Annotated in this window: 25 protein-coding genes and 1 pseudogene; 17 read left to right on the top strand and 9 right to left on the bottom strand. The window is 62.6% G+C overall.

What is annotated here, in order from left to right; all coding sequences use genetic code 11:
• Window positions 1-9: 9 nt before the first annotated feature.
• Window positions 10-468 carry a DciA family protein gene (locus J7573_RS02255; protein WP_294324960.1) on the bottom strand — a complete coding sequence of 153 codons (459 nt, stop codon included), beginning with the start codon at window positions 466-468 and terminating at the stop codon, window positions 10-12.
• A 382-nt stretch (window positions 469-850) separates the two neighbouring features.
• Between J7573_RS02255 and secA the strand changes: the two genes are divergently transcribed.
• The 4 genes from secA (at window position 851) to J7573_RS02235 (ending at window position 6,617) form a co-directional block, all read left to right on the top strand.
• The gene (secA, locus tag J7573_RS02250) at window positions 851-3,586 is read left to right on the top strand and encodes a preprotein translocase subunit SecA (protein WP_294324958.1); all 2,736 of its coding nucleotides are present in this window, start codon (window positions 851-853) and stop codon (window positions 3,584-3,586) included.
• A gap of 88 nt (window positions 3,587-3,674) precedes the next feature.
• Window positions 3,675-4,892, top strand: a complete 1,218-nt coding sequence (argJ, locus tag J7573_RS02245) for a bifunctional glutamate N-acetyltransferase/amino-acid acetyltransferase ArgJ (protein WP_294324956.1) — start codon at window positions 3,675-3,677, stop codon at window positions 4,890-4,892.
• A 151-nt stretch (window positions 4,893-5,043) separates the two neighbouring features.
• Window positions 5,044-5,676, top strand: coding sequence for a glutathione S-transferase family protein (locus tag J7573_RS02240; RefSeq protein ID WP_294324954.1), 633 nt, complete (start codon window positions 5,044-5,046; stop codon window positions 5,674-5,676).
• The gene (locus J7573_RS02235) at window positions 5,673-6,617 is read left to right on the top strand and encodes a Nudix family hydrolase (protein ID WP_294324952.1); all 945 of its coding nucleotides are present in this window, start codon (window positions 5,673-5,675) and stop codon (window positions 6,615-6,617) included. Before J7573_RS02240 ends, J7573_RS02235 begins: the two co-directional genes overlap by 4 nt.
• Window positions 6,618-6,762: 145 nt before the next feature.
• On the opposite strand, the gene J7573_RS02230 is transcribed toward J7573_RS02235, so the two are convergent.
• From J7573_RS02230 to J7573_RS02220, 3 genes are read right to left on the bottom strand one after another with little or no spacing between them, the layout of a single operon-like run.
• Entirely contained in the window at window positions 6,763-7,329 is a 567-nt protein-coding gene (locus tag J7573_RS02230; RefSeq protein WP_294324949.1) for a cob(I)yrinic acid a,c-diamide adenosyltransferase, read from the bottom strand.
• Between the two features lies 1 nt (window position 7,330).
• Window positions 7,331-9,361 (bottom strand): ATP-binding protein, encoded by a 2,031-nt coding sequence (locus J7573_RS02225; protein WP_294324947.1) that lies wholly within the window; start codon window positions 9,359-9,361, stop codon window positions 7,331-7,333.
• Window positions 9,362-9,391: 30 nt separating this feature from the next.
• Complete coding sequence (locus J7573_RS02220; RefSeq protein ID WP_294324945.1) at window positions 9,392-10,309, bottom strand: putative 2-dehydropantoate 2-reductase; 918 nt, start codon at window positions 10,307-10,309, stop codon at window positions 9,392-9,394.
• Between the two features lie 102 nt (window positions 10,310-10,411).
• Here J7573_RS02220 and J7573_RS02215 point away from each other — a divergent pair, with 102 nt between their 5' ends.
• The 3 genes from J7573_RS02215 (at window position 10,412) to J7573_RS02205 (ending at window position 13,322) form a co-directional block, all read left to right on the top strand.
• On the top strand, window positions 10,412-10,897 hold the full coding sequence (locus J7573_RS02215; protein WP_167061457.1) for a YajQ family cyclic di-GMP-binding protein: 486 nt from the start codon (window positions 10,412-10,414) through the stop codon (window positions 10,895-10,897).
• Between the two features lie 114 nt (window positions 10,898-11,011).
• The gene (locus J7573_RS02210; RefSeq protein WP_294324940.1) at window positions 11,012-11,854 is read left to right on the top strand and encodes a mechanosensitive ion channel family protein; all 843 of its coding nucleotides are present in this window, start codon (window positions 11,012-11,014) and stop codon (window positions 11,852-11,854) included.
• A gap of 223 nt (window positions 11,855-12,077) precedes the next feature.
• Window positions 12,078-13,322, top strand: coding sequence for an MFS transporter (locus J7573_RS02205; RefSeq protein ID WP_294324938.1), 1,245 nt, complete (start codon window positions 12,078-12,080; stop codon window positions 13,320-13,322).
• Between the two features lie 133 nt (window positions 13,323-13,455).
• Here the strand turns inward: J7573_RS02205 and J7573_RS02200 are convergent, their stop codons facing one another.
• Both J7573_RS02200 and J7573_RS02195 read right to left on the bottom strand, forming a co-directional pair.
• Window positions 13,456-15,003: an AmpG family muropeptide MFS transporter gene (locus J7573_RS02200; protein ID WP_294324936.1), complete on the bottom strand. Its 1,548-nt coding sequence runs from the start codon at window positions 15,001-15,003 to the stop codon at window positions 13,456-13,458.
• 43 nt (window positions 15,004-15,046) lie between these two features.
• Window positions 15,047-15,400, bottom strand: coding sequence for an MGMT family protein (locus tag J7573_RS02195; RefSeq protein WP_294324935.1), 354 nt, complete (start codon window positions 15,398-15,400; stop codon window positions 15,047-15,049).
• 153 nt (window positions 15,401-15,553) lie between these two features.
• On the opposite strand from J7573_RS02195, the gene J7573_RS02190 reads away from it, so the two are divergent.
• From J7573_RS02190 to groL, 5 genes are all read left to right on the top strand, one after another.
• Window positions 15,554-16,564, top strand: a complete 1,011-nt coding sequence (locus J7573_RS02190; protein ID WP_294324933.1) for a DUF481 domain-containing protein — start codon at window positions 15,554-15,556, stop codon at window positions 16,562-16,564.
• A 132-nt stretch (window positions 16,565-16,696) separates the two neighbouring features.
• Window positions 16,697-17,428, top strand: a complete 732-nt coding sequence (locus J7573_RS02185) for a HugZ family protein (protein ID WP_294324931.1) — start codon at window positions 16,697-16,699, stop codon at window positions 17,426-17,428.
• A gap of 67 nt (window positions 17,429-17,495) precedes the next feature.
• Window positions 17,496-17,957 (top strand): FxsA family protein, encoded by a 462-nt coding sequence (locus tag J7573_RS02180; RefSeq protein ID WP_294324929.1) that lies wholly within the window; start codon window positions 17,496-17,498, stop codon window positions 17,955-17,957.
• Between the two features lie 251 nt (window positions 17,958-18,208).
• On the top strand, window positions 18,209-18,502 hold the full coding sequence (locus tag J7573_RS02175) for a co-chaperone GroES (RefSeq protein WP_009684394.1): 294 nt from the start codon (window positions 18,209-18,211) through the stop codon (window positions 18,500-18,502).
• 51 nt (window positions 18,503-18,553) lie between these two features.
• Window positions 18,554-20,194, top strand: a complete 1,641-nt coding sequence (gene groL / locus J7573_RS02170; protein ID WP_294324904.1) for a chaperonin GroEL — start codon at window positions 18,554-18,556, stop codon at window positions 20,192-20,194.
• Window positions 20,195-20,271: 77 nt separating this feature from the next.
• Here groL and J7573_RS26315 read toward each other — a convergent pair whose 3' ends face one another.
• From J7573_RS26315 to J7573_RS02160, 3 genes and pseudogenes are all read right to left on the bottom strand, one after another.
• On the bottom strand, window positions 20,272-20,637 hold the full coding sequence (locus tag J7573_RS26315; protein ID WP_363262991.1) for an F-box protein: 366 nt from the start codon (window positions 20,635-20,637) through the stop codon (window positions 20,272-20,274).
• Between the two features lie 123 nt (window positions 20,638-20,760).
• Window positions 20,761-20,991: pseudogene (locus J7573_RS02165) on the bottom strand (RHS repeat-associated core domain-containing protein); the annotation flags it as partial.
• A gap of 387 nt (window positions 20,992-21,378) precedes the next feature.
• Window positions 21,379-22,107, bottom strand: a complete 729-nt coding sequence (locus tag J7573_RS02160) for a phosphatase PAP2 family protein (protein WP_294324903.1) — start codon at window positions 22,105-22,107, stop codon at window positions 21,379-21,381.
• A 180-nt stretch (window positions 22,108-22,287) separates the two neighbouring features.
• Between J7573_RS02160 and colR the strand changes: the two genes are divergently transcribed.
• The 5 genes from colR to J7573_RS02135 all read left to right on the top strand — a co-directional run bounded on the left by colR (window position 22,288) and on the right by J7573_RS02135 (window position 25,999).
• Window positions 22,288-22,971 (top strand): two-component system response regulator ColR, encoded by a 684-nt coding sequence (colR, locus tag J7573_RS02155; protein ID WP_003255215.1) that lies wholly within the window; start codon window positions 22,288-22,290, stop codon window positions 22,969-22,971.
• A complete protein-coding gene (locus J7573_RS02150; protein ID WP_294324878.1) occupies window positions 22,961-24,265 on the top strand; it encodes a HAMP domain-containing sensor histidine kinase in 1,305 nt (434 codons plus the stop codon). Before colR ends, J7573_RS02150 begins: the two co-directional genes overlap by 11 nt.
• A 127-nt stretch (window positions 24,266-24,392) precedes the next feature.
• Window positions 24,393-25,073, top strand: coding sequence for a class I SAM-dependent methyltransferase (locus J7573_RS02145; RefSeq protein ID WP_294324877.1), 681 nt, complete (start codon window positions 24,393-24,395; stop codon window positions 25,071-25,073).
• Window positions 25,074-25,079: 6 nt separating this feature from the next.
• Window positions 25,080-25,778 carry a lipopolysaccharide kinase InaA family protein gene (locus tag J7573_RS02140; RefSeq protein WP_294324876.1) on the top strand — a complete coding sequence of 233 codons (699 nt, stop codon included), beginning with the start codon at window positions 25,080-25,082 and terminating at the stop codon, window positions 25,776-25,778.
• Window positions 25,778-25,999, top strand: coding sequence for a hypothetical protein (locus J7573_RS02135; RefSeq protein WP_294324875.1), 222 nt, complete (start codon window positions 25,778-25,780; stop codon window positions 25,997-25,999). The genes J7573_RS02140 and J7573_RS02135 overlap by 1 nt, the downstream gene beginning before the upstream one ends.
• Window positions 26,000-26,135: the final 136 nt, after the last annotated feature.

The following is a 26,135-nucleotide window of genomic DNA, read 5'->3' as shown; positions in this document are numbered from 1 at the left end:
TTTTTTATTTCAGCGCTTTTCTTTGTTGGCGTGACTGGCCAGGCGCTCCAGGGCGGCACGCAGCTTGGGGTCGGCGATACCCTCGGCGGAGTCTCGGATGCTCTCGGCGGCAGTGTTCGACAGTTCGGTGGTGTTACCGCCGCGCTTGGCCGGCACCAGGGGCGGCTGCACCTTGTAGAGGATACGCTGCAGGTTGCCGAACGCTTCCAGCGCCTGAAGTTGGCGCTGCAGGCGCTTCTGCTGGTAGCGCAGGCGAGTGGCCCAGTGGCCGTCAGTGACCACCAGCAACAACGTACCGTCCCGCCACGAGGCCACATGGCAATGTTCGCGGGCTGCCGGTTGCAGCTGGCTTTCCAGCAGGCGCTGCAGGTGCTCCAGGCGCTCGGCCTGGTTCAGCAGCAGGCGCAGCGGGCGGTTCTGGCGCAGCAGGGTGGCGGGCGGCTGGGCGGGGGAGGGTTTGAAGGCCATGTTGGTGTGCATAAGTGGCAAGGGGGTCAGTCTAACATCCCCGTTGCCTGAGCTGGCCTCTTTGCGGGTGAACCCGTTCCCACAGGGGATCATGTCACCTTGAAGGTGACGCGATACCGGTGGGAGCGGGTTTACCCGCGAAGAGGGCGGTGCAAGATAGGAGTCATTCTCGCTATTGTTTCATCAACCCACGGGTTGAACTCGGGGAAAATGCCCCTATCTTAGAAAAGCCCCCGCCTAAGCGCTGTGCCAGCATCGTGGCAATCGACCACTTTCCTCACCATCGTTTCCGGGTAGAATGCTCGTTCGCATGCGGCCTCAGGGCTGCACGGGCGACTCATGGGGCCGCCCTCCATCCCTACGTGTGGAAGATCCTGCCGATATGTTTGCGCCTTTGTTAAAGAAACTTTTTGGAAGCAAGAACGAGCGTGAAGTCAAACGCATGCTCAAGACGGTATCTATCGTCAATGCCTTCGAAGAGAAGATGGTGGCCCTCTCCGATGAGCAACTGCGGGGCAAGACCGCAGAGTTCAAGGAGCGCCTGGCCAAAGGCGAGACGTTGGACCAACTGCTGCCCGAAGCCTTCGCCGTGGCCCGTGAGGCCGGCAAGCGCGTCATGGGCATGCGCCACTTCGACGTGCAGCTGATCGGCGGCATGACCCTGCACGAGGGCATGATCGCAGAAATGCGTACCGGTGAAGGCAAGACCTTGGTCGGTACCCTGGCCGTTTACCTCAATGCCCTGTCCGGCAACGGCGTACACGTGGTCACGGTGAACGACTACCTGGCCCGCCGTGACGCCAACTGGATGCGCCCGCTGTACGAATTCCTCGGCCTGTCCGTAGGCATCGTCTCGGCCTTCCAGCCGCCTGAAGAAAAGCGCGCCGCCTACGCCGCCGATATCACCTACGGCACCAACAACGAATTCGGTTTCGACTACCTGCGCGACAACATGGCATTCAGCCAGGAAGAGAAGTTCCAGCGTGAACTGAACTTCGCCGTGATCGACGAAGTCGACTCGATCCTCATCGACGAAGCGCGCACTCCGCTGATCATTTCCGGCCAGGCCGAAGACAGCTCCAAGCTGTACATCGAGATCAACCGCCTGATCCCGCGCCTGACCCAGCACATCGAAGAAGTCGAAGGCCAGGTCACCCAGGAAGGCCACTTCACCATCGACGAGAAGAGCCGCCAGGTCGAGCTCAACGAAGCCGGTCACCAGTACATCGAAGAGATGCTCACCCAGGCAGGCTTGCTGGCCGAAGGCGAGAGCCTGTACTCGGCGCACAACCTGGGCCTGCTGACCCACGTCTACGCCGGCCTGCGCGCGCACAAGCTGTTCCACCGCAACATCGAGTACATCGTCCAGGACGGCCAGGTCCTGCTGATCGACGAGCACACCGGCCGTACCATGCCCGGCCGTCGCCTGTCCGAAGGCCTGCACCAGGCCATCGAGGCGAAAGAAAACCTGAACATCCAGGCCGAAAGCCAGACCCTGGCGTCGACCACCTTCCAGAACTACTTCCGTCTCTACACCAAGCTGTCCGGCATGACCGGTACCGCCGACACCGAAGCGTTCGAGTTCCAGTCGATCTACGCCCTCAACGTGATGGTCATTCCGCCGAACAAGCCGCTCGCGCGTAAGGACTTCAACGACCTGGTGTACCTGACCGCCGACGAGAAATACGCCGCGATCATCGCCGACATCAAAGAGAGCATGACCCAGGGCCGCCCGATCCTGGTGGGTACCGCCACCATCGAAACTTCGGAGCACATGTCGAACCTGCTGAAGAAGGAAGGTATCGACCACAAGGTACTGAACGCCAAGTACCACGAGAAGGAAGCCGAGATCATCGCGCAAGCCGGTGCTCCGGGTGCGCTGACCATCGCCACCAACATGGCGGGCCGTGGTACCGACATCCTGCTGGGCGGTAACTGGGAAGCCGAAGTGGCGGCCCTGGAAAACCCGACCCCCGAGCAGATCGCCCAGATCAAGGCCGACTGGCAGAAGCGTCACCAGCAGGTGATTCAAGCCGGTGGCCTGCACGTGATCGCTTCCGAGCGTCACGAATCGCGCCGTATCGACAACCAGCTGCGTGGCCGTTCCGGCCGTCAGGGCGACCCGGGTTCGAGCCGCTTCTACCTGTCGCTGGAAGACAGCCTGATGCGCATCTTCGCCTCTGACCGGGTGAAGAACTTCATGAAGGCACTGGGCATGCAGTCTGGCGAGGCCATCGAGCACCGCATGGTCACCAACGCCATCGAAAAAGCCCAGCGCAAGGTCGAAGGCCGCAACTTCGATATCCGCAAACAGCTGCTTGAATACGATGACGTGGCCAACGAACAGCGCAAGGTGATCTACCACATGCGCAACAGCCTGCTGGCGGCCGATAACATTGGCGACACCATCGCCGAGTTCCGCCAGGAAGTACTGGATGCCACCATCAGTCAGCACATCCCGCCGCAGTCGCTGCCGGAGCAGTGGGACGTGGCTGGCCTGGAAGCTGCGCTGGCCAGCGACTTCGCCATGAAGCTGCCGATCCAGCAGTGGCTGGACGAGGACGATCACCTCTACGAGGAGACCCTGCGCGAGAAGCTGCTGAACGAGATCACCACCGCCTACACCGAGAAGGAAGACCAGGCCGGTATCGAAGCCCTGCGTACCTTCGAGAAGCAGATTCTGCTGCGCGTGCTGGACGACCTGTGGAAAGACCACCTGTCGACCATGGACCACCTGCGTCACGGTATCCACCTGCGTGGTTACGCACAGAAGAACCCGAAGCAGGAGTACAAGCGCGAGTCGTTCTCCCTGTTCCAGGAACTGCTCGAGTCGATCAAGCGCGACACCATTCGCGTGCTGTCGCACGTTCAGGTGCGCCGCGAAGACCCGGCCGAGGAAGAAGCCCGTCTGCGCCGCGAAGCCGAGGAGCTGGCCAGCCGAATGCAGTTCCAGCATGCCGCCGCGCCGGGCCTTGAAAGCGAACAGCTGAGCGAGGAGGGCGCCGAAGTGGCCGTGGCCGCTGCCCCGGTGCGCAACGACCTGAAGCTGGGCCGCAATGAGCCGTGCTGGTGTGGTTCGGGCAAGAAATTCAAGCATTGCCATGGTCAGATCGAGTGACCTGACCTGATTGTTGTATCGTGACATCCCTGGGGGCCGCATTGCGGCCCCCTTTTTCCATATTCACCGTATTTCTAGGAGCGCTCTAATGGCTGTTGGTCTTGGTCCTTTGCCCACCCTGCACCCGGTTCCGGGTTTTGAACTCGGCATCGCTTCTGCCGGCATCAAGCGCCCTGGGCGCAAGGATGTGGTGGTCATGCGCTGCGCCGAAGGCTCCAGCGTGGCTGGCGTGTTCACCCTCAACGCCTTCTGTGCCGCTCCGGTAATCCTGTCCAAGCAGCGTGTGCAGGGCACCGTGCGCTACCTGCTGACCAACACCGGCAATGCCAACGCCGGTACCGGCGCGCCAGGCCTGGCCGCTGCCGAACGCACCTGCGCCAAGCTGGCCGAACTGACCGGCGTACCTGCCGAGTCGGTACTGCCGTTCTCCACCGGTGTGATAGGTGAGCCACTGCCGGTCGAGAAGATCGAAGGTGCGCTGCAGGCCGCTCTGGACAACCTGTCGGAAAACCACTGGGCTGAAGCCGCCACCGGCATCATGACCACCGACACCCTGCCCAAAGGTGCCAGCCGCCAGTTCCAGCACGAGGGCGTGACCGTCACCGTGACCGGTATCAGCAAAGGCGCCGGCATGATCCGCCCGAACATGGCCACCATGCTCGGCTACATCGCCACCGACGCCAGAGTTGCCCCGGCGGTGCTCAAGGACCTGATGCTCGACGGCGCCAACAAGTCGTTCAACCGCATCACCATCGACGGCGACACCTCGACCAACGACTGCTGCATGCTGATCGCCACCGGCAAGGCCAACCTGCCGGAAGTGACCGAAGCCAGCGGCGCGCTGTTCGAAGCGCTGAAGAAGGCCGTATTCGAAGTGTGCATGGACGTGGCCCAGGCCATCGTCCGTGACGGCGAAGGTGCCACCAAGTTCGTTACCGTGCAGGTCAACGGCGGCGGCAACCACCAGGAGTGCCTGGATGTCGGTTACGCCGTGGCCCACTCGCCGCTGATCAAGACCGCGCTGTTCGCCTCCGACCCGAACTGGGGCCGTATCCTGGCTGCCGTGGGCCGTGCCGGCGTGCCGGAGCTGGATGTCAGCCTGATCGACGTGTACCTGGACAACGTGTGCATCGCCAGCAAAGGCGGCCGCAGCCCAAGCTACACCGAAGCGCAGGGTTCGGCAGTGATGGCCCAGGAAGAGATCACCATCCGTATCGAGCTGGGCCGTGGCCAGTGCAGCGAAACCATCTGGACTACCGACCTGTCCCACGAATACGTGAAGATCAACGCCGAATACCGCACCTGATGCAAATGGGGCCGCTTTGCGGCCCTTCGCGGGCTTGCCCGCTCCCACAGGTACTGCACAATATTCATCCCTGTGCTGTACCTGTGGGAGCGGGCAAGCCCGCGAAGGGCTGCAAAGCAGCCCCAAAATTCCCAATACATGGAGCCGAACCATGAGCTATCACCTGATCATCGGCGACAAGCTGTATTCCTCCTGGTCGCTGCGTGGCGCCCTGGCCCTTGAGCTGGCCGGCGTGCCATACGAAGAAACGCTGATCAGCCTGAACCAGCCCGACACCCGCAAGCGCATCCTCGAATTTTCCTCCACCGGCAAGGTGCCGCTGCTCAAGACCGAGCACGGGGTGATTGCCGACTCCCTGGCCATTGCCGAGTACCTCAACGAACGCCACCCCGAGGCCCAGCTGTGGCCGGCCGATGTAGCTGCCCGTGCCCAGGCCCGTTCGGCCTGCGCACAGATGCACAGCGGCTTCTTCGCCCTGCGCGGTGCGATGCCGTTCGACCTGACCCGTGACCAGGCGCTGGATGACATGCCGCTGGACGTGCAGGTGGACATCGACCGCATCGTCGCGCTGTGGTCCGAGTGCCGTCTGGTGGCCAAGGACAGTGGCCCCTTCCTGTTCGGCAAGCCGACCCTGGTCGATGCCTTCTTTGCCCCGGTGGCGGTGCGCCTGCGTACCTACCGCGTGGAAGTGCCCGCCGAGGCAGCCACCTATATCGAAACCATTTACCAGTGGCCGGCCTTCCAGGCCTGGCAGCAAGCTGGCCTGGCGGAGCGTGAAGGTTGAAACGGATTCATGTTGTAGCCGCGGTGATCCGCGGTAGTGACGGGCGCATTCTGATTGCCCGCCGCGCCGATACCCAGCACCAGGGTGGCCTGTGGGAATTCCCGGGCGGCAAGGTGGAAGAGGGCGAGGGCGTCGAAGCGGCCCTGGCCCGCGAGTTGCGCGAAGAGCTGGGCATCGAAGTGACCCGTTCGCGGGCGTTGATCAAGGTCAGCCACGACTACCCGGACAAGCAGGTGCTGCTGGATGTCCGTGAGGTCGATGCGTTCACCGGCGAGCCCCACGGCGCCGAAGGCCAGCCACTGGCCTGGGTCGCGCCACGGGACCTGGGGCAATACGAATTCCCTGAAGCCAACAAGCCGATCGTCGCCGCTGCGCGCTTGCCGGATCAGTACCTGATCACCCCGGATGGCCTGGAAGTGCCGCAGATGCTCAAAGGTATCCAGAAGGCCGTGGCCAATGGTATCCGCTTGATCCAGCTGCGCGCCCCGGACATGTACGACCCCAAGTACCGCGATGTGGCGGTGGATGCGGTCGGGCTGTGCGCTGGCAAGGCGCAGCTGATGCTCAAGGGGCCGCTGGAGTGGCTGGGCGACTTCCCGTCCGCCGGTTGGCACCTGACCGCCGCGCAGCTGCGCAAGTACGCCGCCAAAGGCCGCCCGTTCCCCAAGGAGCGCTGGTTGGCGGCATCGTGCCACAGTGCCGAAGAGCTGGCGCTGGCCGAGCAGATGGGCGTGGACTTCGTCACCCTGTCGCCGGTGCAGGCGACCCAGACCCACCCCGAGGCGGTGCCGCTGGGGTGGGATGAGGCACAGCGGCTGATTGCCGGGTTCAACCAGCCAGTTTACCTGCTGGGTGGGGTTGGGCCGGGTGAGCGGGAGAAGGCCTGGGAATCCGGCGCCCAAGGTGTTGCCGGGATTCGCGCATTCTGGCCCGAGGCCTGAGTAACTGGGGCCGCTTTGCGGCCCTTTCCGACCGGTCCGGCGCCCCGGCAAGGCCGCTCCTACAAGGGATCGCGTTCCCCTGTAGGATCGGCCTTGCCGGGGCGCCGGACCGGTCGGAAAGGGCTGCAAAGCAGCCCCGGCGATATCAGCCCTTGGGCTTTTCCGCAGGCTGCCACAAAACCTCTGCAACACCCTGCCGCCGCCCAATGATCCGCGCCGCCACAAACAGCAGATCCGAAAGCCGGTTGATGTAAGCCAACCCAACCCCCTCCAACGGCTCCAGCGCATTCAACTGCTGACACCGCCGCTCCGCACTGCGCGCCAGGCTACGGCACACATGGGCCTGCGCCACCAGCGCCGAACCACTGGGCAGAATGAAGTTCTTCAGCGGCCCCAGCTCCTCGTTCCACACATCGATCGCCGCCTCCAGCCGCTCCACCTCAGCCTGGTTCAAGGCCTGGTAGCTGGGCATCGCCAACTCGCCGCCAAGGTCGAACAAGCGATGCTGGCATGGCGCCAGAACGTTGCTCACCTCATCCAGCTTGTGCTCATCCAGCCCGGCCAGCAGCAGCCCGAGCTGGCTGTTGAGGCTGTCCACCTCACCGATCGCCTCGACCCGCGGGTGGTCCTTGGGCACCCGCCGCCCGTCGCCGAGGCCGGTTTCGCCCTTGTCGCCAGTGCGGGTGTAGATCTTCGACAGGCGATAGCCCATGTCATGCCTCCGTGTGGGTCGGCGCAGCCGCTGGCGGCTGGCCGAGGGGCAGGCGCAGGGTGAAGCAGGTGCCCTGGCCGGGCGTGGACTGCACTTCCATCTGCCCCTTGTGGTTGTTGGTGATGATGAAGTACGAGACCGACAGCCCGAGCCCGGTGCCCTGGCCGATTTCCTTGGTGGTGAAGAACGGCTCGAAGGTGCGTTTGCGCACGGTTTCGGGCATGCCCACGCCATTGTCCTCGACCTGGATCTCGGCCCAGGGCGGATTGAGTTTCGTGCGCAAAGTGATGCGCCCTGGCTCGCTGGGCTGAGGCCGCTGGTGGATGGCCTGTGCAGCGTTCTTCAGCAGGTTCAGCAGCACCTGCTCCAGCTCGTTGGCGGTGCAGGGCACCGGGCCCAGGCTGGGGTCGAACTGGCGGACGATGGCCTGGCCCTTGAAGTCGAAGCCGATGGTCAGGTCGAAGTCGTTGCTGGCAATTTCCACAGCCTGGTCGATCAGTGCCGGCAGTTCGCAGGGCGCCAGTTGGCGGTTGCTGCGGCGGCTGAAGCTGAGCATGTGGGTGACGATCTTGGCTGCACGTGCGCCGGCCTGTTGAATGCCGTCGAGCAGTTGCGGCACTTCACGGTTGTCCAGGTAGCGGTTGACGTTGGCCAGGTCGATGCCCAGCTCGCTCGCCTGTTCCTGGTTGCGCGGCAACTCTGCCGAGAGGCGCCGGCGGATGTTCTGCACGTTGTGCAGGATCGCGCCCAGCGGGTTGTTGATTTCATGGGCCATGCCGGCGGCGAGGCCGCCGACCGAGAGCATCTTCTCCGACTGCACCATCATCTCTTCCAGCGACAGGCGCTGGGTGATGTCGTCGATACGGATGACCACGCCGCGGCCACCGCCGCCCATCAGCGGGTAGAAGGTCAGGGCGTAATGGCGCAGGTCGTCGCCCTTGGGCCAGGTGACTCGCTCGATCTTCGCCACCCGGTGCTTTTCCACGCTTTCCTTGAGTTGCGGCAGGAACGGCTTGAGCGGCTCGAAGGCAATGAAGATCGGCTGGTTCAGCGCTTCGTCCAGCGGCGTGCCGGAGAGCACTGTGGCCTCGTGGTTCCATTGGGTGACGTAGAGCTGCTCATCGAGGGCGATCAGTGCCGAGGGCATGGAGTCGATGATGCTGTTGAGGTAGTTCTGGAAGCCGGTGAGCTTCTTCTCGATCTTGCTGCGTACCTGGACTTCCAGCTCCAGCTTGCGGTTGGTGTGGCGGGTTTCCTCGGCCAGGCCCTGGGCCTGGTCGTAGGCCATCTGGAATTCGTCGCGGGCGCGCTTGAGCTGCTGCTCGCGGGCCTCGATGCGCGAGAGCATGGTGTTGAAGGCTTCGGCCAGGCTGCCGATCTCGTCGTCGTTGCCGCGGGTGGCGCGCAAGGCGTAGCTTTCTTCGCGAGTGACCTGGCGGCTGAGTTCTTCGAGCTGATTGATCGGCTGGGTGATCAGGCGCTTGATCTGCCGGGCGATGATCATCCACAGCAGGATGCTGAACACCAGGATCGCCAGGCTGGCGCTGAGCGTGCCGGTGTAGAACGCCGTGGGCAGTTCGCTGCTGGCCACCAGCAGCAGGTGCGCCGGTGGGCTGGCCTCGCGGGGGATGCGGATCAGCTGGGTGCTGCGAAACTCCATCAGGCGCCAGCCGTCGATGTTGCGGTAGCGCTTGGGCAGGGCCAGTGGCTCGCCGTGTTGCAGCTGGGCCAGCATGCTGCCGTCGCCGCCATAGAGGGCAGCGGCGCGTAGCGGGGTGTAGCTGTCCAGCTCCTTGAGCAGGGCAGTGGCTGTTTCGGTCGAGTCGCCGGCACGGGCCGACAGTTGCGGGTTGGCCACCAGCTTGCCGATGGTCTGCAATGCCTGCGGCGCCATGCTCTCCTGGGTGATCCAGTAGGCGGCGCTGATGAAGGTCAGGTTGGCTACCAGCAGGATGGTCACCAGCAGTACCAGCAGGGCTGCCAGCAGTTTCTGCCCGACCGGGAGGTTTTCCAGGCGTTGGCGCAGGCTCATGGGCAAGGCAATGTCCGTATTGGGTTGACGTCAGGCGCTGGGCAAGCCACGCGCTCGCAGGTTATCGACCAGGCGCTGGTGCAGGTGTTCCAGCCGTGGCAGCAGCATGCCGTGGCGCTCGGCCGCCCGGCAGGCGTGGCCCAGCAGGTAGTGCACTTCGGTACGCCGACCCGCGCGCACGTCCTGGTACATGGAAGAGTAGTTGGCTGCGGTGGCCAGGATCACCCGCTGCACTTCTTCATCCAGATCGGCCGCAGCTTCCGGCTGGCCACAACGGCGCAGCAGTTCGGCCAGTTCCGTGCTCAGTGCCTCGACTTCGTCGAGATGCCCGAGCAAGCCGCCGTTCTGGCAATCGTGCAGCACGGTCAGTGGGTTGATGGCGCAGTTGAGCGCCAGCTTGCGCCACAGGCGAGTAAGGATGTCGACCGTCCATTCGCCCGGGATGCCGGCGTGGTTCAGGTCATCGAACCATTCTGGGGTGGTGGGGTTGGCCGGGTCACCCAGCCAGTTGAAGCCATGGCCGGCGAAGCGCACCTGCCAGTCGTCCTCGCGGAAGGCGCCTTCGGTGCTGGAGGCGAAGATGCAGCGGGCGAGGGGGGCCCGATCGGCGACTTCGTCCTGGCTGCCCAGGCCATTCTGCAACAGCACGATTTCCGCGCCTTCAGCCAGGCGCGGCGAAAGGCGGGCGATGGCGGGGGCGGCATCGTAGGCCTTGCAGGCCAACAGCAGGCGGTGGATGGGCCCGCCGGACTCGGCCGTTTCGGCCGGGATGGCGTAGAGGCGGGTTTGCTCCTGTTCGACCAGGGTCAGGCCGCCGGCCCGCTGGTAGGCCTGCAGGCGCTGCGCATCACGCAGGATCAGGCGTACCGCCTTGCCGGCGCGTGCCAGGCGGCAGGCCCAGAGGCTGCCGAGGCTACCGGCGCCGAGAATATGCCAGGTGCTGCTCATCTGCGTTTCGCAACCCGTTATAATGAGCCCGCATTTTAACCCGCTAACACCGACGCGCTCCATGTTAAGACTGAGCGCGCGTTTAATTTATGGAGATTACCCATGCCTTCGTTCGACGTGGTATCGGAACTGGACAAGCACGAAGTGCAGAACGCGGTCGACAACGCCATCAAGGACCTCGACCGCCGCTATGACCTCAAGGGCAAGGGCAGCTTCGAGTTCAAGGACAAGGAGCAGACCGTGGTGCTGACCGCCGAGGAAGAGTTCCAGCTCGAAGCCATGCTGGAGATCCTGCGCCTGGCCCTGGTCAAGCGCAAGATCGACGTGAAGTGCCTGGAAACCAAGGACCCGTATGCCTCGGGCAAGGAAAAGAAACAGGAAGCCAAGTTCCGCGAAGGCATCGACAAGGACCTGGCCAAGAAGATCGTCGCCACCATCAAGGACGGCAAGCTCAAGGTCCAGGCCGCCATCCAGGGCGAGCAGGTGCGCGTCACCGGCAAGAAGCGCGACGACCTGCAGGAAGCCATCGCCCTGCTGCGCACCAAAGAGTTCGACATGCCGATCCAGTTCAACAACTTCCGCGACTGATCGCAGGGTTGTCCGGAACCCCGATGGCGCAATGATGTCCATGGGGTCCTTGGCCGCTGAAATGCCGGCGGCCTGCTTTACTGTGCACGTGCCGTCAGGCATCAGGAGATAACTATGGATTTGAACGCTGAAGTCGATCAGCTGGTCCGCCAATCGCAGACCTGGATCCCCTTGATCATGGAATACGGCAGCCGCCTGCTGCTGGCACTGCTGACCCTCGCGGTCGGCTGGTGGATCGTCAACAAGGTCAGCACCCGCCTGGGCAAACTGGTTGGCCTGCGTAACGCCGACCTGGCACTGCAAGGTTTCATCAGCACCTTGTCGAACATCGTGCTGAAAGTGCTGCTGTTCGTCAGCGTGGCGTCGATGATCGGCATCGAGACCACCTCGTTCGTCGCCGCCATCGGTGCCGCCGGCCTGGCCATCGGCCTGGCCTTGCAGGGCAGCCTGGCGAACTTCGCCGGTGGCGTGCTGATCCTGATGTTCCGCCCGTTCCGCATCGGCGACTGGATCGAAGCGCAGGGCGTGGCGGGTACCGTCGACAGCATCCAGATCTTCCACACCGTGCTGCGCACCGGTGACAACAAGACGGTGATCATGCCCAACGGTGCCCTGTCCAACGGCATCATCACCAATACCAACCGCCAGCCGACGCGCAAGGTGGTGTTCGATGTGGGCGTGGACTACGAGGCAGACCTGCAGAAGGCCCGTCAGGTGCTGCTGGAGCTGGCGCAGGACCCGCGCGTGCTGCCGGACCCGGCGCCACAAGCGGTAGTCTCGACCTTGGGCGACAGCTCGATCACCGTGTCGCTGCGCCTGTGGACCAAGACCGCCGACTACTGGGACGTGATGTTCATGCTCAACGAGCACGCCCGTGACCGCTTGCGCGCCGAAGGCATCGACATTCCGTTCCCGCAGCGGGTGATCCGCGTGGTGCAGGAGACTGCAGCGCAGTAATCGCGTGGCAACCGGGGCCGCTTCGCGCCCCTTCGCGGGCACGCCCGCTCCCACAGGTATCGCACAAGCTTCGAGACTTGTGCAGTACCTGTGGGAGCGGGCGTGCCCGCGAAGGGGCGCGAAGCGGCCCCGGCTATTTCTGTTCCCTTACACTTGTTCACAGCAATTCCCCGCCATTTCTGGCATATAGCCTGTCCCCCCCGCCTGCACCCGATACGCCATCATGAAACCACTGCTCTATATCACGCCTCTTCGGGCCCTCTTGTTCGGCCTGACCCTGGCCCTGTTCGAGCTGCTCACCTACCTGGCCAGCGACGCCGTGATGCCGGCCATGCCGGTGGTGGTCGAGCACCTGAACGCCAGCCCCGAGTACATCCCCCATGCACTCAACCTGTACCTGCTCGGTGGCGTGGTGCTGCAATGGCTGATCGGCCCGTTGGCCGACCGTTACGGGCGTCGCCCGCTGCTGCTGGCCGGCTGTGCCTTCTTCGGCGTCGCCTGCCTGGCCACCTACTGGGTGCAGGACATTGGCTTGTTCAACCTGCTGCGCCTGCTGCAGGGCATCGGCCTGGGCTTCGTGGTGACGGTCAGCTACCCGGCACTGAACGAATCGTTCAGCGAAGCGGACGCGGTGCGCATGATGGCGTTGCTGGCGAACATCGCCTTGCTGTCGCCGCTGCTCGGCCCGCTGGTCGGTACCCTCATGCTGCAATGGCTGGACTGGCGCTGGCTGTTCGTGGCCTTCGCCATCGGTGCGGTGCTGTGCTGGCTGCTGTTGCATCGCCTGATGCCGGAAACCCTCGGCGTGGAGCGTCGTGATGGTTCACGCCTGCCGTTCACCCCGATCCACCTGCTGCCACTGCTCGCCGGTTACGGCCAGCTGCTGGCCAACCGCAAGTTCGTCGCCGGCAGTGCCGCGCTGGGCCTGGTAGGCCTGCCGCTGATTGGCTGGATCGGTCTTTCGCCGGTGCTGCTGATTCACGACGAGGGGCTGAGCACGATGGAATATGCACTGTGGCAGTTGCCGGTGTTCGGTGGGTTGATCCTGGGTAACCTGATCATCAACCGCATCGCCGATCGTTACCCGTTGCCGGCCCTGGTACGCGGTGCGCTGGGGCCGTACCTGGCCGGGCTGTGCCTGATGGTGCTGGCGACCTGGGTGTGGCCGACGGTGACCAGTGTGGTCGCCGGCATGTCGCTGTATGCATTGGGGCTGGGCGTGGCCAACGCCGTGCTGTACCGCATGACGCTGTTCGCCAGCGAGCAGAGCAAGGGGCTGGTGTCGGCGATGCTGGGGATGATCACCATTGCCTTGCTGGGGCTGGGCGGGGCGCTACTGGCGATGATCGGGGCGGGGGCGAGCCTGTTGCACTTTGCCCTCGCGGCTGGCGTGGCAGGTGCCCTGGCGCTGTGGCCGCTCTGGTTCGTGGTAGGTGGGCGACCTGGGGAAGGGGCTGTCGCTCAGTAATCTTCGTTGCCTGTACCGGCCCTTTCGCGGGTGAACCCGCTCCCACAGGTACACCACTGCTTTCAAGGCAAGTGGGGAACCTTGTGGGAGCGGGTTCACCCGCGAAGAGGCCGGAACAGGCTTTTGAGAGCTATCAGGGCTGCTCGGCCGCCGGGTTATCCACCGGTACCTGCTTTCCCCGGCTCACTTCCTGGCGCCAGTGCAGCGCAATCAGGATCAAGGTCGGAACGCCCAACAGCGCAGTGATCATGAAGAAGTCGTGATACCCGTACTTTTCCACCATCACCCCTGAATACCCGCCGATCAGGCGCGGCAGCAACAGCATGATCGAGCTGAGCAGCGCATATTGCGTGGCCGAGAACTTCAGGTTGGTCAGGCTCGACAGGTAGGCGACGAACGCCGAGGTGGCCAGGCCCGAGCTGAAGTTGTCCAGCGAAATGGTCACCACCAGCATTTCCAGGTTCGGCCCCATGTCCGACAGCATCAGGAACAGCAGGTTGGTGGCTGCCGAGGCGGCGCCGCCGATGAACAGGATCGGCAGGATGCCAAAGCGCACGATCAGCAAGCCGCCGACGCCGGCACCCACCAGGGTCATGATCAGGCCGAAGACTTTGCTGACGCTGGCGATCTGGTCCTTGGTGAAGCCCATGTCGATATAGAACACGTTGGCCATTACGCCCATGACCGTGTCCGACATGCGATAGGTGGCAATCAGACCGAGCAGCAACAGCGCCTGCCAGCGATAGCGCGCGATGAAGTCGTGCACCGGTGTCAGCACTGGGGCCAGGCCTCGACGGCCCATGCTCGAAAGGCAGGCCCAGGTCAGCAGCACGTAGAGGATCAGGCGCAGGAAGGCGCGGTCTTCGAGCAACAGGTCGAGTGGCGTCGCATCGCCGGAAATGACGCTCGACCAGCCGGTGTTGAACATCTGGGTGAAGCTGGCCGGTACCGACACCAGCAGGATGATCAGCACGAACACCGAGGCCATCTGGTGCATCAGGCCATAGCGCGCGGCCGACAGCTGGGTGCGCATCGGTACGGGAGGCTCACGCATGACCAAGGTGGTGAACAGGGCCGGCAGCATCATCACGCCGAACAGCACGTAGGTGCCAGCCCAAGCCTTGTGCAGGTAGCTGTAGCCGGTGGAACCGAACCATTCGGCGAAGAACAGTGCGCCTGCGGTCGCGAGCAGGGCGGCGACCCGGTAACCGGCCATGTAGCTGGCGGCGAGGGCCGCCTGGCGCTGGTCGTCGGCAATCTCGAGGCGATAGGCATCGACGGCGATGTCCTGGGTGGCCGAGGCAAAGGCCACCAGCACCGCCAGGGCGATCAGCCAGGAAAGGTGTTGCTGCGGGTCGCACAAGCTCATGCCGACCAGGCCGATCACCACCAGCGCTTGCGACAGCAACAGCCACGAACGGCGCCGCCCCAGGCCGCCAAGCAGCGGCAGGCGCCACTGGTCGAGCAGGGGTGACCAGACCCATTTGAAGGCATAGGCCAAGCCGATCAGGCTGGCGTAGCCAATGGTTTCACGGGCCACGCCCGCTTCGCGCAGCCACACCGACAGGGTCGAGAACACCAGCATGTAAGGCAGGCCGGCGGCGAAGCCCAGCAGCAAAAGTACCAAGGTAGACGGGCTGGCATAGGCAGCAAGCGCAGCGCGCCAGGTTTTACGGGGCATGGGCCAACATCTGCCTCAAATTTGCGAAAACAAAGCGCGCACTCTAACCGCTGTGCTCCATCGGGCGCCAGCCATGGCGCGCTATTCCCACACGATTATTAGACACTTCAACACCTTCTGCCCTTAGGCGTGCCCGCTGTTCGTCGCCAGAGGGCGTGCTTGCCGCGAGGCTCAAGCGGCCGCCCGCACCGACCACTCTGTGCCATGGCAGGCGGCTGTCCGCTGGCAGTTGCCCGAGCACTCGGCCAACCCAGCGCGCCGCCCGGCCCAGTCCCGCCAACTCGGCAAGCTGGCCATAGGTCACGACCTTGCCGGGCGGCACTTGTCCCAGGACGGTAAACAGCGCCGTTCGTCGGGCCTCTGGTGATTCCGCGGCATGCACATATGGCTCAGACATCAGAGCAGCCCTGGCCTGGGATGAAACCGGACGAATGGTTGCGGCAAATGGGCGTTGAACTCAATCGCATGCTCCTGGGTCAGTCCTTGCTCTGGTCTTGGGTATCTGGATAATGCCCGGCTTTTTTCGTCAAATCGAACCTGTAGCGCGCTTATGTATTCTAGATCCTTGCTTTGCCTGTTGACCGCTTCGCTGTGCGCCGCCCCGGCGTTCGCCGACACTGTGTGGATGAAGAACGGAGACCGGCTCAGCGGCAAGATCCGCGTTTTCGACGGTGGCAAGCTACTGCTGGAAACCCCGTATGGCGGCTCGATCTCGCTGGACTGGAAACAGGTCAAGACCCTGGAAAGCGACCAGGAACTGCTGGTCAAGCAGGACGCCTACAGCGGTGAGAAGGCCAAGTCGCTCAAGGCCGCCGAGCCGGGCAAGGTGACCCTGGCCAACGGTGATGCGCCGAAGACGGTCGATCTGGCCAGTGTCCAGCAGATCATGAAGCCCAAACCGCTGGTCGAGGACTTCATCTGGAAAGGCAATGTCGATGTGGCCATGGACTACAAGCGCGCCGAGACCAACAGCGACGACTACGACATCGACTTCAAGACCACCGCCCGCCACGGCCGCTGGCGGCACAATGCCGAAGGCGAATACAACCGCGAATCCAAGGACGATGTCACCACCACCGACAACTGGAGCGCCGAGTACGCACTTGACCGCTTCATCACCGAGAAGTGGTTCTGGCAGGGGCGCATGGAGTACAAACGCGACCGCATCGAAGAGCTATCCCGCCAGCGCACGGTCGGTACCGGCCCTGGCTACCAGTTCTGGGACGACGAACTGGGCGCGTTCTCGCTGGGTTCGCTGATCAACCGTACCGACTTCGAGTACCAGGACGGTGCCAAGGACAACTTCTACTCGGCGGCGGTGAAGTGGGACTACACCCGCTACCTGATCGGCAAGAACGTCCAGCTGTTCACCAATGGCGAGTTTGCCAAGCCGCTGGGCGGCGTGGCCGACTACGCGCTGGATGCCGAGGTGGGGCTGCGCTACAAGGTCACCGAATGGGCCTCGCTCAACCTCAAGGCGGAGAAGGACATCATTACCGGGACGCGGGATAGCGACCTGGACAAGACCCGTTACACCGCCGGTTTCGGTGTGACCTGGTAGACCGTATGGGGGCGCTATGCGCCCCTTTCGCCGGCAAGCGCGGCTTCCACAGGAGGTATGCGCAATAATTGGCACTGGATGTGATAATGCTTATCTTGTCACTTATCCAGTCCGCCGCCAGGAGCCCCCCAAGTGAGTACCAACGCCATCCGCCCCGCCCGGGAACTGCTGCTCAAGGAATACCGCGGCGTGCTCTCGACCCATTCCAAGTCCATGCCGGGCTTCCCGTTCGGTTCGGTGGTGCCTTACTGCCTGGATGCCGAGGGCAACCCGCTGATCCTGATCAGCCGCATTGCCCAGCACACCCACAACCTGCTCAAGGACCCCAAGTGCTCGCTGCTGGTGGGTGAGCGTGAGGCCGAGGACGTGCAGGCGGTAGGCCGCCTGACGGTGATGGCCGAAGCGCACAAGCTGGTCGACGAGGTCGCCATCGAGGCGGCGGCCGAGCGCTACTACCGCTATTTCCCCGATGCAGCCAACTACCACAAGGCCCACGATTTCGACTTCTGGGTCCTGCAGCCGGTGCGCCATCGCTACATCGGTGGTTTCGGCGCGATCCACTGGCTCGACCAGGTGACCCTGGCCAATCCGTTCGCGGGCAAGGCCGAGACGAGCATGATCGAGCACATGAACAGCGACCATGCCAATGCCATCGCCCACTACGTCGAGCTGAGCGACCTGCCGCGCAGCGTACCGGCGCAGATGGTAGGTATCGACAGCGAAGGCATGCACCTGCGTATCGGCCAAGGTATCTACTGGTTGGCGTTCCCCGCGCCTTGCAACACGCCGACACAAGTCCGCGAAGCCCTGGTTCTGCTGGCGCGCGCCGACCAATGGCCGGCTGCGACTGAAGTCGAGGCTTGAAATCCCGAGCGCACGCATCCATCTGTAGGTCTTACAGGAAGGGTCTCTTCCGACGAGGAATGCTTTGATGCGTGCTTTTCTACTGCTGTTTCTACTGTTCCCGGTGCTGGAGCTGTTCGTCTTCGTCAAGGTTGCCGGCGCCATCGGTTTCTTCCCGGCGCTGCTGCTGATCATCGCCGGCTCCGCCCTGGGTGTGCTGGTGGTGCGTGTGGCGGGCCTCGCCACCGCCCTGCGTGCCCGTGAAAGCCTGCAGCGTGGCGAACTGCCCGCCGAGGACATGTTCCAGGGTCTGATGTTGGCCGTGGGTGGTGGTTTGCTGCTGCTGCCAGGCTTCATCAGCGACGTGCTGGGCCTGCTGTGCCTGCTGCCGTTCACCCGCCACCTGGCCGCCCGCAAGATGCGCGAGCGCGCCGAAGCCCAGTCCATGCGCCAGCGTGCGTTCCAGGACGACCCGTTCCAGGCGCAGCCGCGTGATGGCGGCCATCGCCCGAACGTGATCGAAGGCGAGTACGAGCGCCGCGACAAATAACCAGACCTGTCACCCCGGGGCCGCACAAGCGGCCCCGGTCTTTTTCAACCGGCTGAAAAATTTTGCATATCAAGCCTTGTAATTGAATATGGCGGCCTCATGTATGTGGTCACCGCAAGGTTTCTGGTGGCAACACCAGTCATGACACAGGTGGTTCGCCCTTTGCGGGCCACCCCCGGCAACGCCGGACCGCATCAACCCGCCGGTGTCGATACCGGCCGATGAAAACCACAATTTGGGAGAGATCGACAATGAAGCTTCGTCCTCTGCATGACCGCGTAGTCATCCGTCGCAGCGAAGAAGAATCGAAAACCGCTGGCGGTATCGTCCTGCCGGGTTCGGCCGCTGAAAAACCAAACCGCGGCGAAGTCGTTGCTGTTGGCACCGGTCGCGTCCTGGAAAACGGCGAAGTACGTGCGCTGGCCGTGAAAGTCGGTGACAAAGTGGTTTTCGGCCCTTACTCGGGCAGCAACACCGTGAAAGTCGATGGCGAAGACCTGCTGGTCATGGCCGAGAACGAAATCCTCGCCGTTATCGAAGGCTGATTTCACCCCCGACTTCCCGTTACTCCAAAGATTTCCAAGGATTAAACGATCATGGCTGCTAAAGACGTAAAATTCGGCGATTCCGCTCGTAAGAAAATGCTGGTTGGTGTCAACGTTCTGGCTGACGCGGTAAAAGCGACCCTCGGCCCGAAAGGCCGTAACGTAGTGCTGGCCAAGAGCTTCGGTGCTCCGACCATCACCAAGGACGGCGTTTCCGTCGCCAAAGAAATCGAGCTGAAAGACGCCTTCGAAAACATGGGCGCCCAGCTGGTCAAGGAAGTTGCTTCCAAGGCCAACGACGCTGCCGGTGACGGCACCACCACCGCTACCGTTCTGGCCCAGGCCATCGTCAACGAAGGCCTGAAAGCCGTCGCTGCCGGCATGAACCCGATGGACCTGAAGCGCGGCATCGACAAGGCCACCGCCGCCGTTGTCGCCGAGCTGAAGAACCTGTCCAAGCCATGCGCCGACTCCAAGGCCATCGCCCAGGTAGGTACCATCTCCGCCAACTCCGACAACTCCATCGGTGAAATCATCGCCGAAGCCATGGAAAAAGTCGGTAAAGAAGGCGTGATCACCGTTGAAGAAGGCTCGGGCCTGGAAAACGAACTGTCCGTCGTAGAAGGCATGCAGTTCGACCGCGGCTACCTGTCGCCGTACTTCATCAACAAGCCGGACACCATGGTTGCCGAACTGGAAGGCCCGCTGCTGCTGCTGGTCGACAAGAAGATCTCCAACATCCGTGAGCTGCTGCCAGTTCTGGAAGCCGTTGCCAAGGCCGGCCGCCCACTGCTGATCGTCGCTGAAGACGTCGAAGGCGAAGCCCTGGCTACGCTCGTGGTCAACAACATGCGCGGCATCGTCAAGGTTGCTGCAGTCAAGGCACCGGGCTTCGGCGACCGCCGCAAGGCCATGCTGCAGGACATCGCTGTCCTGACCGGCGGCCAGGTCATCTCCGAAGAAATCGGCCTGACCCTGGAAACCACCACCCTGGAGCACCTGGGTAACGCCAAGCGCGTCATCCTGTCCAAGGAAAACACCACCATCATCGACGGTGCTGGCGTTGACGCCGACATCGAAGCACGCGTCAAGCAGATCCGTGCCCAGATCGAAGAAACCTCTTCGGACTACGACCGTGAGAAGCTGCAAGAGCGTCTGGCCAAACTGGCTGGCGGTGTTGCCGTGATCAAGGTCGGTGCTGGCACCGAAGTTGAAATGAAAGAGAAGAAAGCCCGCGTTGAAGACGCCCTGCACGCTACCCGTGCTGCCGTCGAAGAAGGCGTGGTGCCTGGCGGTGGTGTTGCCCTGGTTCGCGCCCTGGCTGCCATTGCCGACCTCAAAGGCGACAACGAAGACCAGAACGTCGGTATCGCCCTGCTGCGTCGCGCTGTAGAAGCGCCGCTGCGCCAGATCACTGCCAACGCCGGCGACGAGCCAAGCGTTGTCGCTGACAAGGTCAAGCAAGGTTCGGGCAACTACGGCTACAACGCTGCTACCGGCGAATACGGCGACATGATCGAGATGGGTATCCTCGACCCAGCCAAGGTCACCCGTTCGGCTCTGCAAGCTGCTGCTTCGATCGGCGGTCTGATGATCACCACCGAAGCCATGGTTGCCGACCTGCCGGAAGACAAGCCAGCTGCTGGCATGCCTGACATGGGCGGCATGGGTGGCATGGGCGGCATGATGTAAGCCAGCCTTACCCCCTGCACCAAGAAAAAGCCCCGGTTCGTGAAAACCGGGGCTTTTTCATTTCGGATGGGCTTACATCAACGTGGTGATAGCCATTGTGTTTGCTGGCCTTGTCTGATGCCCAGAACCCCGCCAGGACCTACGATTGCCGATGCAGGAGAGGGATCTTCATAAGAGTCTGCCTGCCGCGAACCTTGCCACATACGCATAAGTTCTTTTGGGCCACCTCGGTAATGAGGGTGAAGATGCTCGGCTCTTGCCAATGCGTCTTTAGGCAAAACACCTTCATGGTTGCCCTCTGCGGCGGCAAGAAGCTCCATGGAACCGGAGAGCTTGCTTGCCCTGTTTGAAGAACGATGACCGACTGCTCGCGCGAGTGTTTTGGATGTCTGGGACAAGTTCATGAGATCTGCGTTACCCAGGCGGGAGAGGATGTTATCCATAGCTGGAAGGTGTGAAACCCTCTCTAGTCCTGCTGGTTGCCCTCGCAGATCTGGCATTGAGTTTCTTCGCGGCTGTGGGCGGGGGCGAAGAGACGGCATCGAGTTGTATCTTCTCAGCGTCCAATGCCCGCCAGGGTCGCTAGCATTGGCCGGATCTCCAGAACAATAAGCGTATGCATTTAAGCCACCTGCGCCGAAGGGGCTCATGCTGTCCGAAGAGTGAAAGCGCATTAGTATCGGGTTATAGGCCCTGTAGCCGTTGCCTAGTAAATACAAGCCAGTGAGCGCGTCGATTTTTTGCCCGTTGAAACCGAACTGTGAAAGTCTCCGAAGGGCGCTATTGCTATATCCATAAGCAATATAAGTAAAAGGCTTAACCATGTGATTTCAGACCTTCTTCGCAAGGTCTTACAAGATTGCCAGAGGAATTGTGGCCAGAAAACTGGCAGAATTATCAGTCAAGATTCAATGCCAGCAAGCAGGGGCGTGGATTGATCTAATACCTGCGTTTGTACTTGCAGGGAGGGCCGGAACGTTATGCCTTACCGCGTCACGTTCCAGAAACCCAGAAGCTATGATCGCCGACTTGCTGGCAGACCAGCCAACAGCCGAAATGCCAGGCATGTATGGGCGGCATGATGTAAGACAGCCTTACCCCCTGCAGCAAGAAAAAGCCCCACCTAGTGCGGGGCTTTTTCGTTTTTCTGTGCCGGCCATTGGGGCCGCAGAGCGGCCCCTCTGTCAGGCAGTGCGGTGCTCGCCGGCTGCCGCTTCGGCCATGCCCTTGCGATACAGCACCAGGTAATACGAGCCCAAGCCGATTAGCCAGCAGAACACCGCGGTCCACACGTTATGCGACAGGAAGTGCGCGCCCTGCAGCATCCGCCCCAACCCGAGCGCCGAGCCAGCCACCAGGGCCACCCCGAACGCCACCCGCGCCAGCTTCGGCTTGCGGTCACGCAGCATGAAGAACAGGCCGAACAGGCAGAAGCCGGTGGCTGCGTGGCCACCCGGCCAGCACAGGCCAGGCTTGTCGGTCGCCGGGCGGTGTTCCAGCAGCTTGCTGTAGGTTTCCTTGCCGCCGAACTGGGTCAGGCTCCACGGGCATTGCACCTGGGTCACCTTCTTCAGCGGCGTGACGAAGGCCGTCGACAGCCCCAACGCCAGAACCAGGCAGCCCAGCTCGCGACGCCAGCTGAACAGGCGCTTCCAGAAGAAGCTCGAGGCGAACGCGCCCAGCGAAATCAGGCCAAGCAGGATCACGCCTTGCTTGACCCGGTCGTGCATGACGGTTTCCAGCAGGTAACTGTGACGGCCGATGAACTGCCCGGCGGCGGGGTCGAAGAACAGGTTGGCGACGTCCATGTCGAGCGAGGTCAGTTCCAGCAGGAGCAGGGCCGCGGCAACAGCCAGGGGTATGCCCAGGTACAGCCAGAGATTGATCGGACGCGGACGAGTGCGTTGTTGCATGACGACTCCAGGGGGTAAAAAGACCGGGCATTGTCATGCGCCCGCTATCCTCTGTCCGTGAAGGATCAGTGAAAAAACTGTCAAGTTCGCTGAATTTGCCCTAGGGCTGGCACACTGCCGGCGATGGCCTTAAGCTGCGCCTGCCGCGCACCCTAGCGAAGCGCCGCACAGGAGAACCCGATGCGTATTCTTTTGGTTGAAGACAACCGCGATATTCTTGCCAACCTTGCCGATTACCTGGGCATGAAAGGCTACACCGTCGACTGCGCCCAGGACGGCCTCTCGGGCCTGCATCTGGCCGCCACCGAGCACTATGACCTGATCGTGCTCGACATCATGCTGCCCGGTATCGATGGCTATACCCTGTGCAAGCGCCTGCGCGAGGATGCCCGCCGTGATACCCCGGTGATCATGCTCACGGCCCGCGACCAGCTGGACGATCGCCTGCAGGGCTTCCGCTCGGGTGCTGATGATTACCTGCTCAAACCCTTTGCCCTGTCCGAGTTGGCCGCGCGCATCGAGGCGGTGCTGCGCCGGGCCCAGGGCGGCGGGCGCCGTACCCTGCAGGTCGCGGACTTGAGCTACGACCTCGATACCCTCGAAGTGACCCGTCAGGGCCGCCTGCTCAAGCTCAACCCGGTCGGTCTCAAGCTGCTCGCGGTATTGATGCAGAAGAGCCCGCACGTGCTGCGCCGCGAGGTGCTGGAAGAGGCCCTTTGGGGCGATGACTGCCCGGATAGCGACAGCCTGCGCAGCCACGTGCACCAGTTGCGCCAGGTGATCGACAAACCGTTCGAAAAACCGCTGCTGCATACCGTCCATGGCGTCGGCTATCGCCTCGCCGAGGGCCGTGATGGAGTTTAAGCAAAGCCTTGCCCAGCGCATCATCATCGCCTTTGCGTTGATGAGCGCGCTGGTGGCCGGCGCCTTCGCCTTCGGTATTGTCGCCACCGTGCACCTGGTCGAGGAGCGCTTGATTTCGTCGGTGCTCGGCGGCGACCTGCAGCGCTTGCTGCGCATGGACAGCGTGAGTGACTGGAGCCACCGGCCACGGCCTGACCAGCTGTTCTATTTCAGTGGCGGGCGCGATGACTTCGAGCTGCCCAAGGACCTGCGCCACCTTGATGTCGGCTTCCATGAGGTGTTCCGCGACCAGCTGTCCTACCACGCGATGGTCGAGATCGTCGATGGTCGCCGCTATGTGCTGCTGCAGGACCAGAGCGATTTCGAAGAGCGCGAGCGCGTGCTGTTCGCCGTCGTGGTGGTGGGCTTCGTGCTCAGCCTGGTGCTGGCCGTGGTGCTCGGCTGGCTGTTGGCGCGCAGGGTGATGGCACCGGTCATCCGCCTGGCGCGACAGGTTCGCCATCGTGATCAGTTGCTTGGCCTGGCGCCGCCGTTGGCACCGGACTACGCGGCCGACGAAGTCGGCCAGCTGGCGGTGGCGTTCGACGATACCCTGGGCCGGCTGCGCGATGCACTGACCCGCGAGCGTTTGTTCACCAGCGATGTCAGCCATGAGTTGCGCACACCGCTGATGGTGCTGGCCACCTCGTGCGAACTGCTGATGGAAAACCCCAATCTGGATACCCGCGCGCGCAGCCAGGTCGAGCGTATCGCCCGCGCCACGGAAGAGATGCGCGAGCTGGTCAAGACCTTCCTGATGCTGGCGCGTGCCCAGCGTGACCAGGGGGCCGTGGCATCCCAGGCAACCCTGCGCGAAGTCGCCGACGACCTGATCGGGGTGTGGCGCGATACCATCGAGCAGAAGGGCCTGGCACTCTATTTCGATGGCCAGGTCAGCGCAGGCCCTTTGCTGTACAACGCCACCTTCCTGCAATCCGTGATGGGCAACTTGCTACGCAACGCCGCCCATTACACCGACAGCGGTTACATCCGCCTCAGCCTGGAACTCAATGGCTTCAGTGTCGAGGACAGTGGCGTGGGTATCCCGGAGGAGCAGCGCGAGGCCATGTTCCAGCCTTTCGTGCGCGGTGAGGAGCGGCGTGGCGAAGGCCTCGGGCTGGGCCTGTCGTTGGTGCAGCGGATCTGCGATGACCAGGGCTGGCGAGTGACGCTGACCTCGACGGCACCGCATGGCTGCCGCTTCCAGGTGGACCTGAGCCAGAGCGCGGAAAAGATCGATCCCACGCAGGAATAAGGTGGAAAATCTCTACGAAATAATGTGAAACATACCTGCCGTTTGATGACATTATTTTCACATTGGCATGACCAGTTGCCTACGATTTGTTACCTAAGGTATGCGCATTGGAGACAGGAGCCACTCGATGCGCAGCCCGATCAAACTCGAATTTTCCGAGAAGTACGACCAGCAACATGCCCAGGACTACTTCCTCAAGCACCAGGATGGGCTGGCTCGACGCCTGTCCCACAAGCGTGACGAGCAGCTGGCCCGTCGCGCCCTGGCGCTGGCTGGAGAACCGGGCCTGGTCCTCGACTTGCCTTGCGGTGCGGGCCGTTTCTGGCCGCTGCTGGCGGAAAAGCCGAATCGGGTGATCATCGGTGCCGACAACTCCGAGGCGATGATCCAGACGGCCTGTGCCGCACAACCGCCAGAGGTGGTGGCGCGGGTACGTCCTTTGCAGACTTCGGCATTCGCGATCGACTTGCCGGATAATTCGGTCGACAGCATCTTCTGCATGCGGCTGTTCCATCACATTGGCCAAGCGGCTCACCGCAAGACCATTCTTGACGAGTTTCAAAGGGTTAGCCGTGACAGCGTAATCCTGTCATTGTGGGTGGACGGCAACTTCAAGGCCTGGCGCCGCAAAAAGCTCGAGCAAGAGCGTCATGCCAAGGCCGAGCAGGGCAGTTATCAGAACCGTTTCGTGCTACCGGCAGAAACGGTTGAAGCAGAATTCAAGGCCGCCGGCTTCAGAATCCAGGAACACCTCGACTTCCTGCCGTTCTATGCCATGTGGCGGGTGTATGTATTGCGTAAGGGGTAGTGTTTGATGGCTGTAGCCCAAAATGGGGAGTCACGGTTCGATTATTACTGGCGCCAGCAGGGCGAATGGGTCGAGGAACCCAACCAGCGGCGCGGTGGTGAAAGTGGCGTACAACGGCTGAACGATGGCAACGGCAAGGTGCTGTATGCCAAGCGTCAGGTCGGCCATATCTATCGCAGCCTGTTGCACCCATTCGGCAGGCCGACCGTGTTGCGTGAGCTCGATGCACTGAACAGCTTCGAGCAACTGGGTGTGCGCGTGCCGCGCATCGTGTTTTGTGGTGCCGAGCGTGATCCCGAGCACCAATGGCGCGCGCTGCTGGTCAGCGAGGCGCTGGATGGCTTTGTCGAACTCGACACGTGGCACGCCGAAGGCGCGCGTGAGCACTATCCTCAAGTTGTGCATGAACGCATGCTCAAGGATTTGGCCGACAACCTGGCGCGCATGCACCTGGGGCATTGGCAGCATGGCTGCCTGTACGGCAAGCACGTCTTCATCAAGGTCATCGGCGAGGGTGAGCAGGCCCGCGTCGAGGTAGCACTCCTGGACCTGGAAAAGTGCCGACGACGCATCAGCTGTCAGCGGGCTGCGGGTAACGACCTGCGTCAGCTGCGCCGCCACTCGTCGCTAAATGACACGGAATGGCAAACGCTGCTCTATTTTTACCAGATGGCGTTTGGCAGCGCTGTCAAAGGGTTAGAGTAATGAAACTAGAAATAGCTCGAGCTTTATTCCTGGTGGCTGGGTTGGCTGTGACCACGGCGGCGGTAGCTGCCTGGGAAGAGCCGCGGCCTGTGGTATTCAGCAAGGCAGACCAGTGCGCGGTGCCGCGTGAGGTCAAGGCACAGCAGAACAAGGCCGAGCCGGACCAGGACCTGCTGTTGTTCCTCTTCGGCATGCGCCAGGGGCTACGGCCGTTTGGCTGATAGAGCTCGAGCAAGATGAAGGCCTCGCAATCGCGAGGCCTTCGTTTTTTCTGTCTGCCTCACTGGCCTCTTCGCGGGCACGCCCGCTCCCACTGGGAAAGCACAGTGCTCAAGGAGTGTGATATCCCTGTGGGAG

This window comes from Pseudomonas sp. (assembly GCF_017744435.1).
Lineage (GTDB): Bacteria > Pseudomonadota > Gammaproteobacteria > Pseudomonadales > Pseudomonadaceae > Aquipseudomonas.
This window is presented reverse-complemented; position numbering and strand designations above follow the sequence as displayed.

What these genes read in the sequence shown, in the direction of transcription:
- J7573_RS02255 (WP_294324960.1), bottom strand. Translation starts at nt 468, where the DNA reads ATGGCCTTCAAACCCTCCCCCGCCCAGCCGCCCGCCACCCTGCTGCGC.
- secA (WP_294324958.1), top strand. Translation starts at nt 851, where the DNA reads ATGTTTGCGCCTTTGTTAAAGAAACTTTTTGGAAGCAAGAACGAGCGT.
- argJ (WP_294324956.1), top strand. Translation starts at nt 3,675, where the DNA reads ATGGCTGTTGGTCTTGGTCCTTTGCCCACCCTGCACCCGGTTCCGGGT.
- J7573_RS02240 (WP_294324954.1), top strand. Translation starts at nt 5,044, where the DNA reads ATGAGCTATCACCTGATCATCGGCGACAAGCTGTATTCCTCCTGGTCG.
- J7573_RS02230 (WP_294324949.1), bottom strand. Translation starts at nt 7,329, where the DNA reads ATGGGCTATCGCCTGTCGAAGATCTACACCCGCACTGGCGACAAGGGC.
- J7573_RS02225 (WP_294324947.1), bottom strand. Translation starts at nt 9,361, where the DNA reads ATGAGCCTGCGCCAACGCCTGGAAAACCTCCCGGTCGGGCAGAAACTG.
- J7573_RS02220 (WP_294324945.1), bottom strand. Translation starts at nt 10,309, where the DNA reads ATGAGCAGCACCTGGCATATTCTCGGCGCCGGTAGCCTCGGCAGCCTC.
- J7573_RS02215 (WP_167061457.1), top strand. Translation starts at nt 10,412, where the DNA reads ATGCCTTCGTTCGACGTGGTATCGGAACTGGACAAGCACGAAGTGCAG.
- J7573_RS02210 (WP_294324940.1), top strand. Translation starts at nt 11,012, where the DNA reads ATGGATTTGAACGCTGAAGTCGATCAGCTGGTCCGCCAATCGCAGACC.
- J7573_RS02205 (WP_294324938.1), top strand. Translation starts at nt 12,078, where the DNA reads ATGAAACCACTGCTCTATATCACGCCTCTTCGGGCCCTCTTGTTCGGC.
- J7573_RS02200 (WP_294324936.1), bottom strand. Translation starts at nt 15,003, where the DNA reads ATGCCCCGTAAAACCTGGCGCGCTGCGCTTGCTGCCTATGCCAGCCCG.
- J7573_RS02195 (WP_294324935.1), bottom strand. Translation starts at nt 15,400, where the DNA reads ATGTCTGAGCCATATGTGCATGCCGCGGAATCACCAGAGGCCCGACGA.
- J7573_RS02190 (WP_294324933.1), top strand. Translation starts at nt 15,554, where the DNA reads ATGTATTCTAGATCCTTGCTTTGCCTGTTGACCGCTTCGCTGTGCGCC.
- J7573_RS02180 (WP_294324929.1), top strand. Translation starts at nt 17,496, where the DNA reads ATGCGTGCTTTTCTACTGCTGTTTCTACTGTTCCCGGTGCTGGAGCTG.
- J7573_RS02175 (WP_009684394.1), top strand. Translation starts at nt 18,209, where the DNA reads ATGAAGCTTCGTCCTCTGCATGACCGCGTAGTCATCCGTCGCAGCGAA.
- groL (WP_294324904.1), top strand. Translation starts at nt 18,554, where the DNA reads ATGGCTGCTAAAGACGTAAAATTCGGCGATTCCGCTCGTAAGAAAATG.
- J7573_RS26315 (WP_363262991.1), bottom strand. Translation starts at nt 20,637, where the DNA reads ATGGATAACATCCTCTCCCGCCTGGGTAACGCAGATCTCATGAACTTG.
- J7573_RS02160 (WP_294324903.1), bottom strand. Translation starts at nt 22,107, where the DNA reads ATGCAACAACGCACTCGTCCGCGTCCGATCAATCTCTGGCTGTACCTG.
- colR (WP_003255215.1), top strand. Translation starts at nt 22,288, where the DNA reads ATGCGTATTCTTTTGGTTGAAGACAACCGCGATATTCTTGCCAACCTT.
- J7573_RS02150 (WP_294324878.1), top strand. Translation starts at nt 22,961, where the DNA reads ATGGAGTTTAAGCAAAGCCTTGCCCAGCGCATCATCATCGCCTTTGCG.
- J7573_RS02145 (WP_294324877.1), top strand. Translation starts at nt 24,393, where the DNA reads ATGCGCAGCCCGATCAAACTCGAATTTTCCGAGAAGTACGACCAGCAA.
- J7573_RS02140 (WP_294324876.1), top strand. Translation starts at nt 25,080, where the DNA reads ATGGCTGTAGCCCAAAATGGGGAGTCACGGTTCGATTATTACTGGCGC.
- J7573_RS02135 (WP_294324875.1), top strand. Translation starts at nt 25,778, where the DNA reads ATGAAACTAGAAATAGCTCGAGCTTTATTCCTGGTGGCTGGGTTGGCT.